Origin of the sequence: Streptomyces sp. SS7, from assembly GCF_037993025.1 — a bacterium.
Lineage (GTDB): Bacteria > Actinomycetota > Actinomycetes > Streptomycetales > Streptomycetaceae > Streptomyces.
This window is the reverse complement of sequence record NZ_CP141223.1, coordinates 5074184-5091821: the sequence shown is the minus strand read 5'-3', so window position 1 is coordinate 5091821 and position 17638 is coordinate 5074184. Positions and strand designations below refer to the sequence as shown.

16 protein-coding genes and 1 tRNA gene are annotated in these 17638 nt (G+C 71.2%); 10 read left to right on the top strand and 7 right to left on the bottom strand.

The genetic code is table 11. The features are described 5' to 3' along the window. Window positions 1-9: 9 nt before the first annotated feature. From U5640_RS23485 to U5640_RS23460, 6 genes are all read left to right on the top strand, one after another. Window positions 10-429, top strand: coding sequence for a copper chaperone PCu(A)C (locus U5640_RS23485; protein WP_340385270.1), 420 nt, complete (start codon window positions 10-12; stop codon window positions 427-429). Window positions 430-442: 13 nt separating this feature from the next. Further along, complete coding sequence (locus U5640_RS23480; protein WP_340377734.1) at window positions 443-2515, top strand: copper resistance protein CopC; 2073 nt, start codon at window positions 443-445, stop codon at window positions 2513-2515. A gap of 8 nt (window positions 2516-2523) precedes the next feature. Next, window positions 2524-3804, top strand: coding sequence for an iron uptake transporter deferrochelatase/peroxidase subunit (gene efeB / locus U5640_RS23475; RefSeq protein ID WP_340377733.1), 1281 nt, complete (start codon window positions 2524-2526; stop codon window positions 3802-3804). 133 nt (window positions 3805-3937) lie between these two features. Continuing rightward, a complete protein-coding gene (pheA, locus tag U5640_RS23470; protein WP_340377732.1) occupies window positions 3938-4870 on the top strand; it encodes a prephenate dehydratase in 933 nt (310 codons plus the stop codon). 539 nt (window positions 4871-5409) lie between these two features. Next, the gene (gene serS, locus U5640_RS23465; RefSeq protein WP_340377731.1) at window positions 5410-6687 is read left to right on the top strand and encodes a serine--tRNA ligase; all 1278 of its coding nucleotides are present in this window, start codon (window positions 5410-5412) and stop codon (window positions 6685-6687) included. After that, window positions 6684-7514 carry an HAD family hydrolase gene (locus U5640_RS23460; protein ID WP_340377730.1) on the top strand — a complete coding sequence of 277 codons (831 nt, stop codon included), beginning with the start codon at window positions 6684-6686 and terminating at the stop codon, window positions 7512-7514. The genes serS and U5640_RS23460 overlap by 4 nt, the downstream gene beginning before the upstream one ends. A 61-nt stretch (window positions 7515-7575) precedes the next feature. On the opposite strand, the gene U5640_RS23455 is transcribed toward U5640_RS23460, so the two are convergent. The 6 genes from U5640_RS23455 to U5640_RS23430 form a co-directional block, all read right to left on the bottom strand. Next, window positions 7576-7662: transfer RNA gene (locus tag U5640_RS23455), tRNA-Ser, on the bottom strand. A gap of 238 nt (window positions 7663-7900) precedes the next feature. Further along, window positions 7901-8143: a hypothetical protein gene (locus U5640_RS23450; RefSeq protein ID WP_067255497.1), complete on the bottom strand. Its 243-nt coding sequence runs from the start codon at window positions 8141-8143 to the stop codon at window positions 7901-7903. Window positions 8144-8258: 115 nt separating this feature from the next. Beyond that, window positions 8259-8978 (bottom strand): ABC transporter permease, encoded by a 720-nt coding sequence (locus U5640_RS23445; protein ID WP_340377729.1) that lies wholly within the window; start codon window positions 8976-8978, stop codon window positions 8259-8261. Between the two features lie 10 nt (window positions 8979-8988). Further along, window positions 8989-9900 carry an ABC transporter ATP-binding protein gene (locus U5640_RS23440; protein WP_067255493.1) on the bottom strand — a complete coding sequence of 304 codons (912 nt, stop codon included), beginning with the start codon at window positions 9898-9900 and terminating at the stop codon, window positions 8989-8991. Then, on the bottom strand, window positions 9897-10805 hold the full coding sequence (locus U5640_RS23435; protein ID WP_340377728.1) for an ABC transporter permease: 909 nt from the start codon (window positions 10803-10805) through the stop codon (window positions 9897-9899). Before U5640_RS23435 ends, U5640_RS23440 begins: the two co-directional genes overlap by 4 nt. Beyond that, complete coding sequence (locus U5640_RS23430) at window positions 10795-11790, bottom strand: ABC transporter ATP-binding protein (RefSeq protein WP_340385268.1); 996 nt, start codon at window positions 11788-11790, stop codon at window positions 10795-10797. The genes U5640_RS23435 and U5640_RS23430 overlap by 11 nt, the downstream gene beginning before the upstream one ends. A 245-nt stretch (window positions 11791-12035) precedes the next feature. Between U5640_RS23430 and U5640_RS23425 the strand changes: the two genes are divergently transcribed. From U5640_RS23425 to U5640_RS23410, 4 genes are all read left to right on the top strand, one after another. Continuing rightward, window positions 12036-13796, top strand: coding sequence for an SDR family oxidoreductase (locus tag U5640_RS23425; protein ID WP_340377727.1), 1761 nt, complete (start codon window positions 12036-12038; stop codon window positions 13794-13796). A 185-nt stretch (window positions 13797-13981) separates the two neighbouring features. Further along, window positions 13982-14530 carry an RNA 2'-phosphotransferase gene (locus U5640_RS23420; RefSeq protein WP_340377726.1) on the top strand — a complete coding sequence of 183 codons (549 nt, stop codon included), beginning with the start codon at window positions 13982-13984 and terminating at the stop codon, window positions 14528-14530. Window positions 14531-14629: 99 nt separating this feature from the next. Beyond that, window positions 14630-15532 carry an LLM class flavin-dependent oxidoreductase gene (locus tag U5640_RS23415; RefSeq protein ID WP_340377725.1) on the top strand — a complete coding sequence of 301 codons (903 nt, stop codon included), beginning with the start codon at window positions 14630-14632 and terminating at the stop codon, window positions 15530-15532. A gap of 91 nt (window positions 15533-15623) precedes the next feature. After that, entirely contained in the window at window positions 15624-16511 is an 888-nt protein-coding gene (locus tag U5640_RS23410) for a Cof-type HAD-IIB family hydrolase (RefSeq protein ID WP_340377724.1), read from the top strand. Between the two features lie 52 nt (window positions 16512-16563). Here the strand turns inward: U5640_RS23410 and U5640_RS23405 are convergent, their stop codons facing one another. Next, window positions 16564-17622: a peptidoglycan DD-metalloendopeptidase family protein gene (locus U5640_RS23405; RefSeq protein ID WP_340377723.1), complete on the bottom strand. Its 1059-nt coding sequence runs from the start codon at window positions 17620-17622 to the stop codon at window positions 16564-16566. Window positions 17623-17638: the final 16 nt, after the last annotated feature.

The following is a 17638-nucleotide window of genomic DNA, read 5'->3' as shown; positions in this document are numbered from 1 at the left end:
ACCGCGGCGGTGATCGCCGGCGTGTTCCTGCTCGCGGGCTGCGGCTCCGACGGAAAAGCCGACCTGTCCGTCGAGTCCGCCTACATACCGCAGCCCGTCTCCGACACCATGGCCGCCGGCTTCCTCACCGTCGTCAACAAGGGCGGCGCCAAGGACGAACTGACCTCCGTCACCAGTCCCGTCGCCGGCAGTGTCACCCTGCACGAGACCGTCGGGTCCTCGATGGAGGAGGTCACCTCGCTGGCGGTGCCCGCCCACGGTCAACTCGTGTTCAAGAGCGGGGGAAACCATCTGATGTTCGAGAAGCTGAAGCGCAAGCCGGTGCAGGGCGAGACGGTCGACGTCGAACTGCACTTCGCCGAGTCCGGCCCGTTGAAGGTCGAGATCCCGGTGGAGTCGGCCGTGTACAGCCCCAAGACCGGCCACTGAGGGAAGGACCACCGTGAGGCAGACCATCGCCCCCCGCGTCCGGATGATCGTGCTGCTGTTCCTGGCGGTCACCGGTGCGCTGCTCGCCGGCGCCGGACCGGCCGCCGCGCATGCCGCGCTGACCGGCAGCGACCCCGCGCAGGGAGTGGTGGTCGACAAGGCACCCACCCAGGTGACGCTGACGTTCTCCGAGACCGTCTCCCTGAACGACGACTCGCTGCGGGTCCTCGACCCCAAGGGCGCCCGGGTCGACGAGGGCAAACCGTCCCACACCGGCGGCACCTCGTACGCCGTCCAGCTGCACTCGGGGCTGCCCGACGGCACGTACACCGTGACCTACCAGGTGGTGTCCGCCGACAGCCATCCCGTCGCCGGCGCCTACACCTTCTCCATCGGCTCCCCCTCGAAGACCAGCGTGTCGGTCTCCGACCAGACGGCCGGCGGCGGGGTCGTCGGCCGGCTCTACGGCTTCGGGCGGTACCTGTCGTACGCCGGCTTCATCGTGATGGTCGGCGGGGCCGCCTTCGTCCTGGCCTGCTGGCAGCGCGGCAGCGGGGTACGGGCGCTGCAGCGGCTGGTGGTCTCCGGCTGGCTCACGATGACCGCGGCCACGCTGTTCCTGCTGCTCCTGCGCGGCTCCTACACCAGCTCCGGCAAGGTCGGTGCCATCTTCGACCTGGAGCTGCTCGGTCAGGTCCTGCAGACCAAGACGGGCGCGGCGCTCGTCTCCCGGCTGCTGCTGCTCGCCGCGGCGGCGCTGTTCATCGCCGTCCTGTTCGGCGCGTACGACAAGCGCGAGGAAGAGGAGAAGCGGGACCTCACCTTCGGGCTCGCGGTCGGCGGGACGGTCGTGGCCGCGGGGCTCGCGGCGAGCTGGGCCATGGCCGAGCACGCCTCGACCGGGCTGCAGCCGGGCATCGCGATGCCGGTCGACATCCTGCACCTGCTGGCCGTCGCCTCCTGGCTGGGCGGGCTCGCCGCGCTGCTCGTCGCCCTCTACCGGGCGCCCGCCGACCGGCCCGTCGAGGCCGCGGCCGTCCACCGCTTCTCCCAGGTCGCCTTCGGCAGCGTCATCGCCCTGGTCGCGACCGGCGTCTACCAGTCCTGGCGCCAGCTCGGCTCCTGGTCGGCCTTCACCGAGACCGGGTACGGCCGGCTGCTCCTGGTGAAGATCTGCCTGGTGGCCGTACTCGTCGGCATCGCCTGGATCTCCCGCCGCTGGACGGCCCGACTGGGGGACGCGGCGGGCGTCGCCGGGAAGGCGGGGGCAGGCGAGGAAGCCGGGGCAGCCACGGAAGCGGGGGGAGCCGAGGACGTCGGGGAAGAGCAGGCCGGCAAGGAGCACGTGACCGCTCCCGCGGGGGCCGGGGAGTCAAAGAGCGCCGAGGGCTCGAAGGGTGCCGAGGGCTCGAAGGGTGCCGAGGGCTCGAAGGGTGCCGGGGGCGCGCAGGGTGCCGGGGGCGCGCAGGGTGCCGGTGATGGCGGTGACGCGCGGCGGGCCGTGCAGCTCGCGCGGCAGCGGGCCGCCGTGGACACCGCCCGGGAGAAGCGGCTGCGGGACGGCGATCCGCACCGCCTCGGACTGCGCCGCTCGGTGCTCGCCGAGGCCGGGGTGGCTGTCGTCCTCCTCGCCGTCACCACCGCGCTGACCTCGACCGAGCCGGGCCGTACGGAGCTGGAGGCCGCCAAGGCCGGCTCGTCGTCCGCCTCGTCCTCGTCCTCGGACGCCTCGGACTCCACCTCCGGTGCGCTGACGCTGGACATGGCGTTCGACGCCGGCGGCGCCGACGGCAAGGGCGTCGTCAGCGTGGACATCGACCCCGCCCGGACCGGCGCCAACGAGATGCACGTCTATGTGACCCGGCCCAACGGGCGCGGCTTCGACGTCCCCGAGGTCAAGGTCGCCTTCACCCTCGAAGCCAAGAACATCGGGCCGCTGTCCGTCGTGCCCGACCACATCACCACCGGCCACTGGGCGGCGAACGGGGTGCAGATCCCCGTGGCCGGCGAATGGAAGATCGCTGTGACCGTGCGGACCTCCGACATCGACCAGGTGACCGTCTTCAAGAACGCGCAGATCGGCTGAACCGCACCATGCCCGACCAGTCCACCACCGAGATCCATGAGTCTGCGGCCCCCTCCTCCGAGGAGGGGGTGGCGAGGCTGACGCGCCGCAAGCTGCTCGGCACCGCCGGTGCCACCGGGCTGGTGCTCGGGGCCGCCGGCGCGGCCGCCGGTTACGCGGCCGCCCCCGCCCGGGCGACCCCGCTGTCCTCGGTCGGCGCGGGGCAGGCACCGTTTCACGTGAAACACCAGCCCGGCATCACCCAGGGCCTCCAGGCGCGTGGGCATCTGGTGGCCTTCGACCTCGCGGTCGGCGCGGGCCGCAAGGAGGCCGCCGCGCTGCTGCGCCGCTGGTCGGAGACGGCCCGGCTGCTGATGGCGGGCGAGGCGGCCCCGAACGGCGACACGGACATCGCCCGGGACGCGGGGCCGTCCTCGCTGACGATCACCTTCGGCTTCGGCAACAGCTTCTTCGCCCGTACAGGTCTGGAGAAGCAGCGCCCGGTCGCCCTGGACCCGTTGCCCGACTTCTCCTCCGACCACCTCGACAGGACCCGCAGCAACGGTGACCTCTGGGTGCAGATCGGCGCGGACGACGCCCTGGTCGCCTTCCACGCCCTGCGCGCGATCCAGAAGGACGCCGGCAGCGCGGCGAAGGTCCGCTGGCAGATGAACGGCTTCAACCGCACCCCGGGTGCCACCGCGCACCCCATGACGGCCCGCAATCTGATGGGCCAGATGGACGGCACCCGCAACCCCAAGCCGACCGAGTCCGACTTCGACGAGCGCATCTTCGTCCCGGCGAAGAGCACCAAGGATCCCGCCTGGATGGCGAACGGCTCCTACGCCGTCGTTCGCCGTATCCGCATGCTCCTCGACGACTGGGAGAAGCTGTCGCTCACGGCGCAGGAGCAGGTGATCGGGCGGCGCAAGTCCGACGGGGCGCCGCTGACCGGGGGCGGCGAGACGACCGCGATGGACCTGGAGAAGACCGACGCGAACGGCGATCTGGTGGTCCCCCTCAACGCGCACGCCCGGATCACCCGGCCCGATCAGAACGGCGGCGCGGCCATGCTGCGGCGGCCGTTCTCCTTCCACGACGGCATCGACCCGGACGGCACCCCCGACGCGGGCCTGCTGTTCGTGTGCTGGCAGGCGGATCCGCTGCGCGGCTTCGTCACCGTGCAGCGCAAGCTGGACCGGGGGGACGCCCTGTCGAAGTACATCCGGCACGAGTCGAGCGGGCTCTTCGCCGTGCCCGGCGGGGCGGCGGCGGGCGGCTATGTGGGACAGGCGTTGCTGGAGGGGTGAGCGGGGCGCGTGGGGCGGGCTGGGTGCGCGGTCCGGTCCAAGGGGTGCGCCCGGGGTTACGCGGATTCATCCGTGGGAGGGGTGCTCGTGAGACAGCGGCACGTGGTTCCGCTACGGCCATTAGGGTGAGGTCATGCCAGCGAGCTATGCGTATCTCGGCCCGGAGGGGACCTTCACGGAGGTCGCCCTGCGCACGCTTCCGGAGACCGCCACCCGGCAGCTGATCCCCTATGTGTCGGTGCAGTCCGCGCTCGACGCGGTGCGCGGGGGCGAGGCCGAGGCCGCGTTCGTGCCGATCGAGAACTCCGTCGAGGGCGGGATCACCACCACCCTGGACGAGCTGGTCGCGGGCGAGCCGCTGATGATCTACCGCGAGGTGCTGCTGTCGATCACCTTCGCGCTGCTGGTGCGGCCCGGCACCACGCTGGCGGACATCAAGACGGTCTCCGCGCATCCGGCCGCCCAGCCGCAGGTGCGCAACTGGCTGAAGGCGAACCTTCCCGAAGCGGTCTGGGAGTCGGCCGCCTCGAACGCGGACGCCGCCCGGCTGGTCCAGGAGGGCCGTTACGACGCCGCGTTCGCGGGCGAGTTCGCCGCCTCCCGGTACGGCCTCACCGCCCTGGAGACCGGGATCCACGACGCCGAGAACGCCCAGACCCGGTTCGTGCTCGTCGGCCGGCCCGCCCGGCCCGCGGCGCCGACGGGCGCGGACAAGACGTCGATCGTGCTGTGGCAGCGCGACGACCACCCCGGTGGGCTGCGCGACCTGCTGGGCGAGTTCGCCACACGCGGCGTCAACCTGATGGTGCTGCAGTCCCGGCCGACGGGCGCCGGCATCGGCAACTACTGCTTCTGCATCGACGCCGAGGGGCACATCACCGACCGCCGGGTGGCGGACGCGCTGATGGGACTGAAGCGGATCTGCCGCGACGTGCGCTTCCTCGGCTCGTACCCGCGTGCGGACGCGACCGCGGCGGACGTACCCGCTCCGCTGACCGGAACCTCGGACAGCGCGTTCATGGCGGCGGCCGACTGGGTCGCGCGCTGCCAGGACGGCCGGTTCTAGAACCCGCGCCGGTTCCCTTCGTTATCCACAGAAGTTATCCACAGGTAGGCTTCTCGACCTGGGGACAAGTCGACAACGAAGCGCCATCCAGTCGACAAATCGCCCTGGAGCGCCCAAGCGAGCGCAGAGCCGTGCACATCACCCTTCGTCCACCCGTTTCCTTCGATCAATCCTTTGGGGCGACGCATTTCCACTCGAAAGTGGGGGCGATGGGCAGCGAGGACGGGAATTCCCGGTGTCGCGCAGGGGTCTCGGAATGATCCGTTCCGATGTCCACAGAGCTTTCGCACACCCTGTGGATAACTCACTCGGGGTGTGGACCCCTGTGGACAACCGCACCCCCAAGTCCCGCCTCGCGCAAGGAGATCGAGTCAATGCGACGCCCGTCACATGACCCGTCCCAGGGAGTGAGACACTTTCGCTTGACACGTTCGGCAATTCCCTCATGACGGGCGGTGAGCTCGCGATTCGTCACCCCGGGCACGCGGTTCCGAATAGTGAGTCGTGAGTCGCAACCAGGCACCGGTAGCCTTGACCGCGTGATTGACCTTCGCCTGCTCCGTGAGGACCCCGACCGTGTGCGCGCGTCCCAGCGCGCCCGTGGAGAGGACGTCGCGCTCGTCGACTCCCTCCTGTCCGCCGACGAGCGGCGCAGGTCGTCCGGCGTCCGCTTCGACGAACTGCGCAACGAACAGAAGTCGCTCGGCAAGCTGATCCCCAAGGCCTCCGCCGAGGAGAAGGCCGAACTGCTGAAGCGCGCCGAGCAGCTCAAGGCCGACGTCAAGGCGGCCGACGCCGAGCGCGACGCGGCCGACGCCGAGACCCAGGAGCTGCTGCTCAGGCTCGGCAACCTCGTCCACCCCGGCGTGCCCGTCGGCGGCGAGGAGGACTTCGTCACCCTCCAGACGCACGGCACGATCCGTGACTTCGGCGCCGAGGGCTTCGAGCCCAAGGACCACCTGGAGCTCGGCCAGCTGCTCGGCGCGATCGACGTCGAGCGCGGCGCCAAGGTCTCCGGCTCCCGCTTCTACTTCCTGACCGGCGTGGGCGCGCTGCTGGAGCTGGCCCTGGTCAACGCGGCGATCGCGCAGGCCACGGCGGCCGGCTTCACGCCGATGCTCACCCCGGCCCTGGTCCGCCCCCAGTCGATGGCGGGCACCGGCTTCCTCGGCCAGGCGGCCCAGGACGTCTACCACCTCGACAAGGACGACCTCTATCTGGTCGGCACCTCCGAGGTCCCGCTCGCCGCGTACCACATGGACGAGATCATCGACGCCGAGCGCCTTCCGCTGCGCTACGCGGGCTTCTCGCCCTGCTTCCGCCGCGAGGCCGGCTCGCACGGCAAGGACACCAAGGGCATCTTCCGCGTCCACCAGTTCGACAAGGTCGAGATGTTCTCCTACGTGCACCCCGACGACTCGGAGGCGGAGCACCAGCGGCTGCTGGAGTGGGAGAAGCAGTGGCTGACCTCGCTGGAGCTGCCGTTCCGGGTGATCGACGTCGCCACCGGTGACCTCGGCTCCTCGGCCGCCCGCAAGTTCGACTGCGAGGCGTGGATCCCGACCCAGGGCAAGTACCGCGAGCTGACCTCGACCTCGGACTGCACCGAGTTCCAGTCCCGCAGGCTGTCGATCCGGGTCCGCGAGGGCAAGCAGGTCCGCCCCCTGGCCACGCTCAACGGCACCCTGTGCGCCGTTCCGCGCACGATCGTCGCCATCCTGGAGAACCACCAGCAGGCCGACGGTTCGGTGCGGGTGCCCGAGGTGCTGCGCCCCTACCTCGGCGGCCGAGAGGTCCTGGAGCCGACCGCCAAGTGAGCACCGCGCCGCCCTCCGGTTCTCCCTCCGGTGGCTTCCCCTACCGGTTGATCGCGACCGACCTCGACGGAACGCTCCTGCGCTCCGACGAGTCGGTCTCGCGGCGCACCCGTGACGCGCTCGCCGCCGCCACCGCGGCGGGCGCGGCCCACATCGTGGTCACCGGCCGCGGGGTCCCCTGGACCCGGCACATCCTCGACGACCTCGGTTACGAGGGCCTCGCGGTCTGCGGCCAGGGCGCGCAGGTGTACCACGCCGGGGAGCACCGTCTGCTGACCTCGGTGACCCTGGACCGGCAGCTCGCCGGGGTGGCCCTCGCGAAGATCGAGGCGGAGGTGGGCCCGCTGTACCTGGCGGCGAGCCGGGACGGACTGGACGGCGATGTGCTGGTCGGGCCCGGTTACGCGGTCACCGGAAGGCTGCCCTCGACGCCGTTCACGGACGCGTCCGATCTGTGGACCGCCCCGCTGAGCAAGATCTACATACAGCATCCGGCCCTCACGGACGACGAGCTGGCCGAGGCCGCGCGCCGGGCCGCGGGGGGTTTCGTGACCGTCGCCCTGGCTGGTGAGGGCATCGTGGAGCTGCTGCCGCTGGGCCTGTCCAAGGCGACGGGACTGTCCCTGGCGGCCCGCCGTCTGGGAGTGAAGGCCGCGGAGACCATCGCCTTCGGCGACATGCCCAACGACCTTCCCATGTTCGCGTGGGCCTCGCGGGGGGTGGCCATGGCCAACGCGCATGAGGAACTGAAGGCCGTCGCCGACGAGGTGACGTCCTCCAACGAGGAGGACGGGGTCGCGGTCGTGGTGGAGCGTCTGCTGGGCTGAAGCGGTCGTGGTGCGGGTGGGCCGCGCCTGCGCCCACGCGCCTTGGCGTCACAACGTCTTGCGGAGGATGCACGGATCGAACGTGCGCGGGCTTTTCCACCCGACCGCGGTTTAGCAAACCGGTGCCTTGCCACTCGGCCAATCCTCCGGGTGGGCGGCCCACGCGAGAGCGACATCGCGTGCTCGAAGCGGCCGCCCCGGGCAGCTCCCCGTGCGACCGGGCTTCTTGGAGGGGTAACTACTCCGAAGCCCGCCGCCGGCTGCCCTGTCGGGAGCTGGACGTACTGCCGTGCATGGACATCGCCCCGCTCCTCTCCCAGCTCGTGGTGGACGACAACCACTGTGCCCCGTCCACGAGTCGGGCGCCACTGAATAAAACAGGTGTGCTATCGGCGGCGCCACCTGCGGCGGCGGGCCTTGCTGAAGAACCAGCCGGCGGGCGGCTCGTCGGAGCGCCACGGCTGCGGTTCGGGCTCCTGGGCCCGCCAGCGTGCGGCGAGCATCCGGGCCCGGGCGGACGGCTCGGACGTCTCGGCGGCCCGGACGAAGTCCTCGTCCAGGACGAGGTCGTCCCAGATCTCGTCACCGGATTCCTCGCGACCGCCGCGCTGTGACGTCTTGTCTGCCATCCCGGCCTCCTGACCTCCTGATGGGCCGCAATCCTTCGGCCCAGTGTGCCCGGGAGGAGGTGAAGCCACCGTCAAGGGCGACGGCGGCCGCACTTCCGCCCCTTCCGCTCCGCTGCTACTCCTCGCCCGCGAGGGTCAGCGCCCGCAGCTTCTGTCCCGCGTACCAGGTGGCCAGGACGGTCACCGCGACCAGCAGCACGGTCGCCGTCGTCAGCCCGACGTCCGAGGTGACCAGGTCCCCGCCGGCCACCTTGTGGGCGACGGCCAGCGACCACTGCTGGACGCTGAGGGTGCGCGCGCCCGGCACGAGGGAGCCGAACAGGGCCTCCCAGACCAGGGCGTAGACGAGCCCGAAGACCACCGCGTGCCGGGACACCGTGCCCAGCAGCAGGAAGAGGGCCGCATAGGCGATGGAGGAGACCAGGGCCGCGACCGTGTAGGCCACGGCGATCTGCTGGCCGTTGCCGTTGAGGATGAACCCGGCGATCAGCGTCGGCAGGGCAGAGAACACCATCGTGACCGCGATCGCCACGATCAGTTTGGTGAAGATGATGGTGGGCCGCTTGATCGGCTTGGACAGCAGATACACCACCGAGCCGTCGTCGATCTCCGGGCCGATCGCGCCGGTGCCGGCGATGACACCGATGATCGGCACCATCGTGGCCAGCCCGAGACCGCCCAGCAGGTCGGCGGCCGTCTGGTCGTCGGCGCCGGTCAGCGCCCGGACGACCACGGAGATCACGATCAGCAGCAGGGGCAGGGCGCCCAGGATGAGGGCCCGACGGCGGCCGAGCAGGGCCCGGTAGGTGAGCCGGGCGACTGTGGGGTCGTACATCTTCGGCCTCCTACGCCGCGACCAGGTACGAGAAGACGGACTCGAGCGACTCGTCGGACGGCGAGACCGCCAGCAGCCGGATGCCGTGGTCCCTGGCGACCTTCGGCAGCAGCGCGGTGAAACGGCCGAAGTCGACGGCCTGGATGCGCAGCGCGCCCTCGGCCAGGTCCACCTCGATGCCGGAGGTCGACGAGTCGGCGATCAGTGCGGCCGCGAGGGCGCGGTCGTCGCTGGAGCGCACCAGATAGCGGTGCGGCCGGTCGGTCATCAGGCGGCGGATCCTGCGGAAGTCGCCGCTGGCCGCGTGCCGTCCGGCGACGACGACCTCGATGTGCCGGGCGAGCTGTTCGACCTCTTCGAGGATGTGGGAGGAGAACAGCACGGTACGGCCCTCGTCCCCCATGCGCCGCAGCAGATCCATGAGCTGCATGCGCTGACGCGGGTCCATGCCGTTGAAGGGCTCGTCGAGCAGGAGCAGCGACGGGTCGTGGACGAGGGCGCTGGCCATCTTCACGCGCTGGCGCATGCCCTTGGAGTAGGTCGAGATCTTGCGGTCCTGCGCGTACTCCATCTCCACCGTGGCCAGGGCGCGCTGGGCCGCCTTGTCGCCGAGGCCGTGCAGTTCGGCGTTGGCGACGACGAACTCGCGGCCGGTGAGGAAGTCGTACATCGCCTCGCGCTCGGGGACGATGCCGATGTGCCGGTAGATGTCCTCGTTGCGCCAGACCGGCCGGCCGTCGAGGGTGACGGCGCCGGTGGAGGGGGCGAGGAAGCCGCCCATCATGTTGATCAGGGTGGACTTCCCGGCGCCGTTGGGGCCGAGCAGGCCGGTGACCCCGGGGCCGATGGTCATGGTGATGTCGTTGACGGCGACCACGTTGCCGAACCAGCGGGAGACGTGGTCGATGTGGAGCGTGGTCACAGGCCCACCTTCCGGTAGCGGCGCATCAGGAGGCCGTAGCTGGCGGCGATCAGACCGAGGGTGACGGCGAGGAAGACCACGCCCTCCCCGGTGCTCGGGCCCATGGCCCCGGGGTAGGCCGACTGGGCGCCGAGGAACGCGGACTGGACGCCGTCGATCAGGGTGACCGGTGAGAAGAGTCCGATCCAGGCGATGGCGCCGGTGCTGTTCTGGGCCTCGGCGATGGCCTGGAGCGTGGAGACGGCGCCGTAGGAGATGGTCAGGACGGCGATGACGGCCGCGATACCGAAGCCGCGGCGGGGCGTCACCGAGGCGATGACCAGGCCGATGCCGGCGAAGAGCAGGGAGAGCAGGGCCACGGAGACGAGTCCTTGGGCGAATCCCTTGCTCTGGTCGGCGAAGTCGAGCTTGGCCAGCAGCGCGCCGATGTAGAGCACGAGGAGGGGGGCGGCGGTGAGGACGAACAGCGCCGAGGCCAGCGCCGCGTACTTGGCGCGTACGTAGTCCGCGGTCTCGATGGGCCGGGAGAAGTACAGCGGGACGGTCTTGAAGCGCAGGTCGCGGGAGACGGACTGGGGTGCCTGTGAGGCGACGTACAGGCTGATGACGGCCTGCATGATGATCGCGTAGCGCGTGTAGTCGACGGGGAGTTCCTTGGCCTTCGTGGCGACCGCGACGGCGACCATGATGGCCGCGGGCACGCACATCACCACGAACAGCAGCATGGGCAGCACCTTGGACTTCACCGAGCGGCCGAGGCCGTAGGCGCCGCGCAGGGACTGCGAGTAGAGGGAGCGGCGGGCGTAGGCGCGGCCGAGGCGGGGGCCGTCGTAGCTGCGGTAGCCGATGTTGTGGATGCGGGTCTGGTCCCCCGTGGGGGTGGTGACGGGCTGGTCAACCGCCATGGCCGACGGCCTCCTTCCTGGTCGTGTCGCTGTCCGTCGCGTCCGTGGGGGCGCTGTCCGCGTCGGTGAAGACCTCGGAGATGTGGTGCCGGCGCTGTTCCATGCGGACCAGGCCGAGTCCGAGGTCGGCGACCACGTCACGGACGACGTCGTAGGTCTCCTCGCCCTGGGCGGTCAGCAGCAGGATGTGGCCGGCGCCGGGCAGGCCCGCGCCGGATTCCACGATCTCCACTCCGCGCGCGAGGAGCGCGTCGCGGACCGCGCGGGTGCCGTCCGGGTGGGCGTCGGTGTCGGTGACCTCGATCGCCACGGTGGCGGTGGTCTGGGTGAAGTCGGTGGTGGAGCTGGAGCGCAGCAGCTTGCCGCCGTCGACGACCACGACGTGGTCGCAGGTGCGCTCCAGTTCGCCGAGGAGATGGGAGGTGACCAGGACCGAGATGCCGAAGTCGGTGTGGATGCGGCGGATCAGGCCGAGCATCTCGTCGCGGCCGACCGGGTCGAGACCGTTGGTGGGCTCGTCGAGGAAGACCAGCTGCGGGTCGTGCACCAGCGCCTGGGCCAGCTTCACGCGCTGTTTCATGCCCGTGGAGTAGCCCCCTATGGGGCGGTAGCGCTCCTCGTACAGCCCGACGTGGCGCAGGGTGTCGGCGGTGCGCTCGCGCGCGGCGGTGGGCGGCAGGCCGGACATACGCGCCATGTGCACGACGAACTCGGTGGCCGAGACGTCGGGCGGCAGGCAGTCGTGCTCCGGCATGTAGCCGACCCGCTCGCGGATGGCGGCGCCCTGGGTGGCCACGTCGAGGCCGAGCACATGGGCGCGGCCCTCGGTGGCGGGCGAGAGACCCAGCAGGATCTTGATGAGCGTGGACTTGCCGGCGCCGTTGGCTCCGACGAGTCCGGTCACACCGGGTCCGATGTCCACGGACAGCCGGTCGAGCGCGGTCACCCGGGGGAACCGCTTGCTCAGGCTTTCGGTCGCGATCACAGTCACAGCATCGAATGTAGTGACGCGCGCCACGGACATCGTCAGACCTCAGAGCCGTCTTCGCCTCAGACCTCAGATGTACGGACCCGTAGGGGGACGCCCTTCTTGAGAGTTACGGGGACCGGGGGTACCGGGCTGCCGACCGCCCTATTGACGCCATCTCTAACGAGTGCCAGATTCGGCGTGGTCAAGTTACGGACACGTACCGCAGTCGACGCGGACCGGTGGGACGAGGCGGAGGGAACGTGACGGTGCTCCAGGGTGCGCGCGAGCGGTGGGTGCGCACCGGCGGGACGACGCTGTGCGTGGCCGAGCTGGGGGACACCGGGCGGCCGGTGGTCGTCCTGGTGCACGGCTACCCGGACAGCAAGGAGGTCTGGTCCGAGGTCGCGGTCCGGCTGGCCGACCGGTTCCACGTCGTGCTGTACGACGTCCGGGGCCACGGCCGCTCCGCCGCGCCGCGGCCGCTGCGGGGCGGGTTCACCCTGGAGAAGCTGACGGACGACTTCCTGGCGGTCGTGGACGCGGTCAGCCCGGACCGGCCGGTGCACCTGGTGGGGCACGACTGGGGTTCGGTGCAGTCCTGGGAGTTCGTGACCGTCGAGCGCACCAAGGGCCGGATCGCCTCCTTCACCTCGATGTCCGGGCCGTCCCTCGATCACTTCGGGCACTGGATCAACAAGCGCCTCACCAGGCCCACTCCTCGCCGGGTGGGTCAACTCCTCGGCCAGGGAGCCAAGTCCTGGTACGTGTACCTGCTGCACACGCCCGCCCTGCCCGAACTGGCCTGGCGCGGACCGCTCGGCAGGCGCTGGCCCGCGATCCTGCGCCGGGTGGAGAACGTGCCGGGCGACGGCTACCCGACCTCGTCGCTGCCCTCGGACGCGGCCAACGGCGCCTGGCTGTACCGGGACAACGTGAGGAGCAGGCTGCGGCGTCCGCGCCCCGACGCCCACGCGCACGTGCCCGTGCAGCTCATCACGCCCCTGGGCGACGCGTTCCTGTCGGAGCGGCTCTACGACGAACTGGAGCAGTGGGTGCCGCGGTTGGTCCGGCGCACGCTGCCCGCCAGGCACTGGGTCCCGCGCACGCGCCCCGACCGGGTCGCCTCGTGGATCACGGAGTTCGTCACGTCCGTCGAGGCCACGGGAGAACCGGAGCCACAGCCCACCGGCCGCCATGCCGAGCGTTTCGGCGGGCAGTTGGTGCTGGTGACGGGCGCGGGCAGCGGCATCGGGCGGGCCACGGCGCTCGCGTTCGCCGAGGCCGGGGCACGGGTGATCGCCGTCGACCGGGACACGGAGAGCGCGGTCCGGACCGCCGGCACGGCACGCCTCGTCGGTGCCCCGCAGGCCTGGGCGGAGACCGCGGACGTCTCCGACGAACGGGAGATGGAGAAACTCGCGGCCAGGGTGCACGCCGAGTACGGGGTGTTGGACGTGCTGGTGAACAACGCCGGTGTGGGGCTCGCGGGTTCGTTCTTCGACACCACCTCCGAGGACTGGCGCCGGGTACTGGACGTCAACCTGTGGGGGGTCATCCACGGGTGCCGGCTCTTCGGCGGGCGGATGGCCGAGCGCGGTCAGGGCGGGCACATCGTCAACATCGCGTCCGCCGTGGCCTTTCAGCCGTCCAGGGTGCTTGCCGCCTACGGCACGTCCAAGGCCGCCGTGCTGATGCTGAGTGCCTGCCTGCGCGCCGAACTGGCCGGTCAGGGCATAGGCGTTACAGCCATTTGCCCCGGACTGGTGAACACCGGCATCACCGGCACGGCCACCTTCGTGGGCGTCGGCGCGGCGGAGGAGCAGCGCCGCCAGAAGCGGGCCACGCGCGCGTACAGGCTGCGCAACTACCCTCCGGAGAAGGTCGCGGACGCGATCCTGCGCGCCGTGGTCCGTGACGAGGCCGTGGTCCCGGTGACACCGGAGGCACGCGGAGCGCACGCTCTGTCACGCCTCGCTCCCCGGGTGTTGGGGGCGCTCGCCCGGGTGCGGCCGCCGCTCTGAGGTGACTTGTGCCGCCCGGCCGCAAACACCCTCTCACCGGGCGGCCTTGGCGAAAGATCCATGGAGTGCGGCCGGTTGTCCACAGAAACACCAACTCGCCTGTGGATAACTACTGTTGGTTGTGGATCAAACCTGGGACGCAAAAGAAAATGCGTGATCCACGTCTCCCCCGTCATGCTGAGGGCATGGATCCCAGACGCACCGTGAAGGTGTCGAAGTACCTCTCCAAACATCTGCGCCACCAGCCCGAGCGCATCGGCCTCACCCTCGACGAGGCCGGCTGGGCCGAGATCGACGAGCTGATCGCGGCGTGTGCCGCACACGGCTTCCGCTTCACCCGGGACGAACTGGACCACGTCGTCGACACCAACGACAAGAAGCGCTTCGCGATCGAGGGCACCCGGATCCGCGCCAGCCAGGGCCACAGCATCGAGGTGGAGCTGGGGCTGCCCCCGGCGCCCCCACCGCCGTACCTCTACCACGGGACCGTGGCCCGCTTCCTGGACGCGATCCGGGCCGAGGGGCTGCGGCCGATGAACCGGCACGACGTGCACCTGTCGGCCGACCGGGAGACCGCGACCCGGGTCGGAGCCCGCCGGGGACGCCCCGTCGTCCTGTCCGTGGACGCCGGAGCCATGCACCGCGACGGCCATGTCTTCCACCTCAGCGCCAACGGGGTGTGGCTGACGAAGGCCGTCCCGCCGCAGTACGTGCGGTTTCCCGAGGCGCACTGACCCCGCAGAAGACCGCGGGCGAGCCTCGTTTCGTGGCCGACCGGTCACATACGGTGACTGTTTCACGTGAAACACGGGCGTCCGCATACGCTCGATGACATGAGTCTGCGCCTGAGCACCGTGATCCTCCCCTACCGCCGCTGGAACGAAGGGGGCCGTTCGGCGTGGACGCGAGCCGAGCAGCTCGGTTTCCACACGGCCTACACCTACGACCATCTGTCCTGGCGCAGCTTCCGTGACGGCCCCTGGTTCGGGGCGGTCCCGACCCTCACCGCCGCCGCGGCCGTCACCGACCGACTGCGGCTGGGCACCCTGGTGACCTCGCCGAACTTCCGGCACCCCGTGACCCTCGCCAAGGACCTGATCTCCCTGGACGACGTCTCCGGCGGCCGGGTGACCCTGGGCATCGGCGCGGGCGGCACCGGCTTCGACGCCACCGCCCTCGGCCAGGAACCGTGGACCCCGCGCGAGCGGGCCGACCGGTTCGCCGAGTTCGTGCCGCTGCTCGACCGACTCCTCACCGAGGACTCCGTGTCCCACGAGGGCACCTTCTACTCGGCGCACGAGGCACGCAACATCCCCGGCTGTGTCCAGCGCCCCCGGCTGCCCTTCGCCGTCGCGGCGACCGGGCCGCGCGGGCTGCGGCTGGCGGCCCGGCACGGTCAGGCCTGGGTGACCACCGGCGACCCCAAGCTGTACGAGAACGGCACCCCGGAGCAGTCGATTCAGGCCATTCACGGGCAGATCGGGAAACTGGCCGAGGCGTGCGCCGCCGAGGGCCGGGACGTGAGCGGGCTGGAGAAGATCCTGCTCACCGGGTTCACCCCGGACCGCGGCCGTCCGCTGGAGTCCCTGGACGCCTTCGTCGACTTCGCGGGACGGCACCAGGAGCTCGGCTTCACCGAGCTGGTGCTCCACTGGCCCATCCCTGACTCCGACTTCGCGGCGGACGAGAAGGTCTTCGAGCAGATCGCCATGGAGGCTCCGGCCCAACTCGGCTGACGCCGACGGCCGGTCGCCGGGCGCGAAGACCGGCCGCCCGAGCCCTTCCCGGGTCTCATGTGTGCGAGCTCTCGCACGACCGTGCGGGCATATGCGCGAGAATGGCCGGGTGACCTCAGCGACTCGACAGCCCGAGACCCCGGCCCCCGCCCTCCCGCCGCGGCTGGTCGCCACCGACCTCGACGGCACTCTGCTGCGCGACGACAAGTCGGTGTCACCGCGCACGGTCGCCGCCCTCGCCGCCGCCGAAGAGGCGGGCATCGAGGTCTTCTTCGTCACCGGCCGCCCCGCCCGCTGGATGGACGTCGTCAGCGAGCACGTGCACGGCCACGGTCTGGCGATCTGCGGCAACGGCGCCGCCGTGGTCGATCTGCACGGCGGCCCCGGCGCCCACCGGTTCGTGAAGGTGCGCGAGCTGGAGCGGAACAACGCGCTGGACGCCGTACGGCTGCTGCGCGACGCGGCGCCCGGCACGATGTACGCGATCGAGCAGACGTACGGCTTCCACCAGGAGCCGGAGTACCCGAAGATGCACATGGAGGTCCCGGACCACCTCGCACCCGCCGAGGAGCTGCTGGCGCCGGACGGCCTCGCCGCCGGTGAGCCGGTGCTGAAGATCCTCGCGTTCCACCCCACGCTCGACCCGGACGCCTTCCTCACCCTGGCCCGCGTCGCCATCGGCGACCGCGCCAACGTCACCCGGTCCAGCCCCAGCGCCCTGCTGGAGATCAGCGGCCCGGACGTCTCCAAGGCCAGCACGCTCGCCCTGTGCTGTGCCGAGCGCGGGATCTCCCACGAGGAGGTCGTCGCGTTCGGGGACATGCCCAACGACGTCGAGATGCTGACCTGGGCGGGCCGCTCGTACGCCATGGGCAACGCACACCCGGACGTGATCGCCGCCGCCTCCGGGCAGACGGTCGCCAACAACGAGGACGGAGTCGCCGTGGTCATCGAGCGGCTGATCGCCGAGCGGTACTAGGGGGTGCTTCGAAAGTCCTGTGCGGGTGCTGTGCGGGACTCTCGCAACACCCCTAGGCGACCGGCACACCCCGCTCCGCCAGCCACGGCACCGGATCGACCGACGAGCCCAGCTCGGGCGTGACCCGTGCCTCGAAGTGCAGATGCGGTCCGGTGGAGTTGCCGGAGGTGCCGGACTGGCCGATCCACTGCCCGGCCGTCACCCGGTCCCCCTGGTCGACCGTCACGGCGGCGAGATGGGCGTACTGCGTGCAGTAGCCGTCGGCGTGCCGGATCACCACCTGGATGCCGAACGCGCCCCCGCACGCCACCCGCACCACGCGCCCCGCGCCGACCGCCCGCACCGGCGTCCCGATCGGCACCGCGAAGTCCTGCCCGGTGTGCCGGTTCGCCCAACGGTCACCGCCGCTGCCGAACCCCGCCGACAGGGTGTACGTCTCCACCGGGGTGACCCACGGCCCGACCCGCGCGGGCGGCTGGTCGAGCCGTACGGCGCCCCGGCAGGCGCCCGCGGCCACCGAGGCGTCCGCCTGCCCCTGCAACACCCACCGCGCCTGCTCCAGCCTGTCCTCGAGGTCCTGCTTGAGGCCGGCGAGCTCGACCCGCCTGCGCTCGATCTCCTGCCAGACCGCGACGGCCCGTGCCTCGTCGGCGGCCAGCCGGGTCTCGGCCCGGCGGCTCTTCTCCAGCGCGTTGTCGACGGCCAGGTTCGCCTGGGAGAACAGGTGCTGACCGCGCATCAGCCGCTCCGGACCGGCCGCCAGCAGCATCTGCGCGACGACCGGGAGCCCGCCCCCGTCGCGGTACTGGGCGCGGGCGATACGGCCCAGGTCCTCGCGCAGCACCGCGGTCTCCCGGCGTTCCCGGCCGAGGAGCTCCTCCAGCCGCCGGACCTCGGCCTGCTTCGCCTGCGCCGCGCGCCGTCCCGTCTCGTAGCGCTGGGTGGCCGCTGCCGCGTCCTCGTACAGCCGCGCCACCCGCTCACTGAGCCCGGAGTCCGCGCCGGTCCCGCCGCCGGGCTCCCCGTCGGCGGCCGTGGGGCGCCCCGCGAGCAGGGCCGCCCCGCACAGCAGGACCACGACGAGCCTCGTACCGCGGCGAAGTGAGCACATGTCAGCGATCGTGACC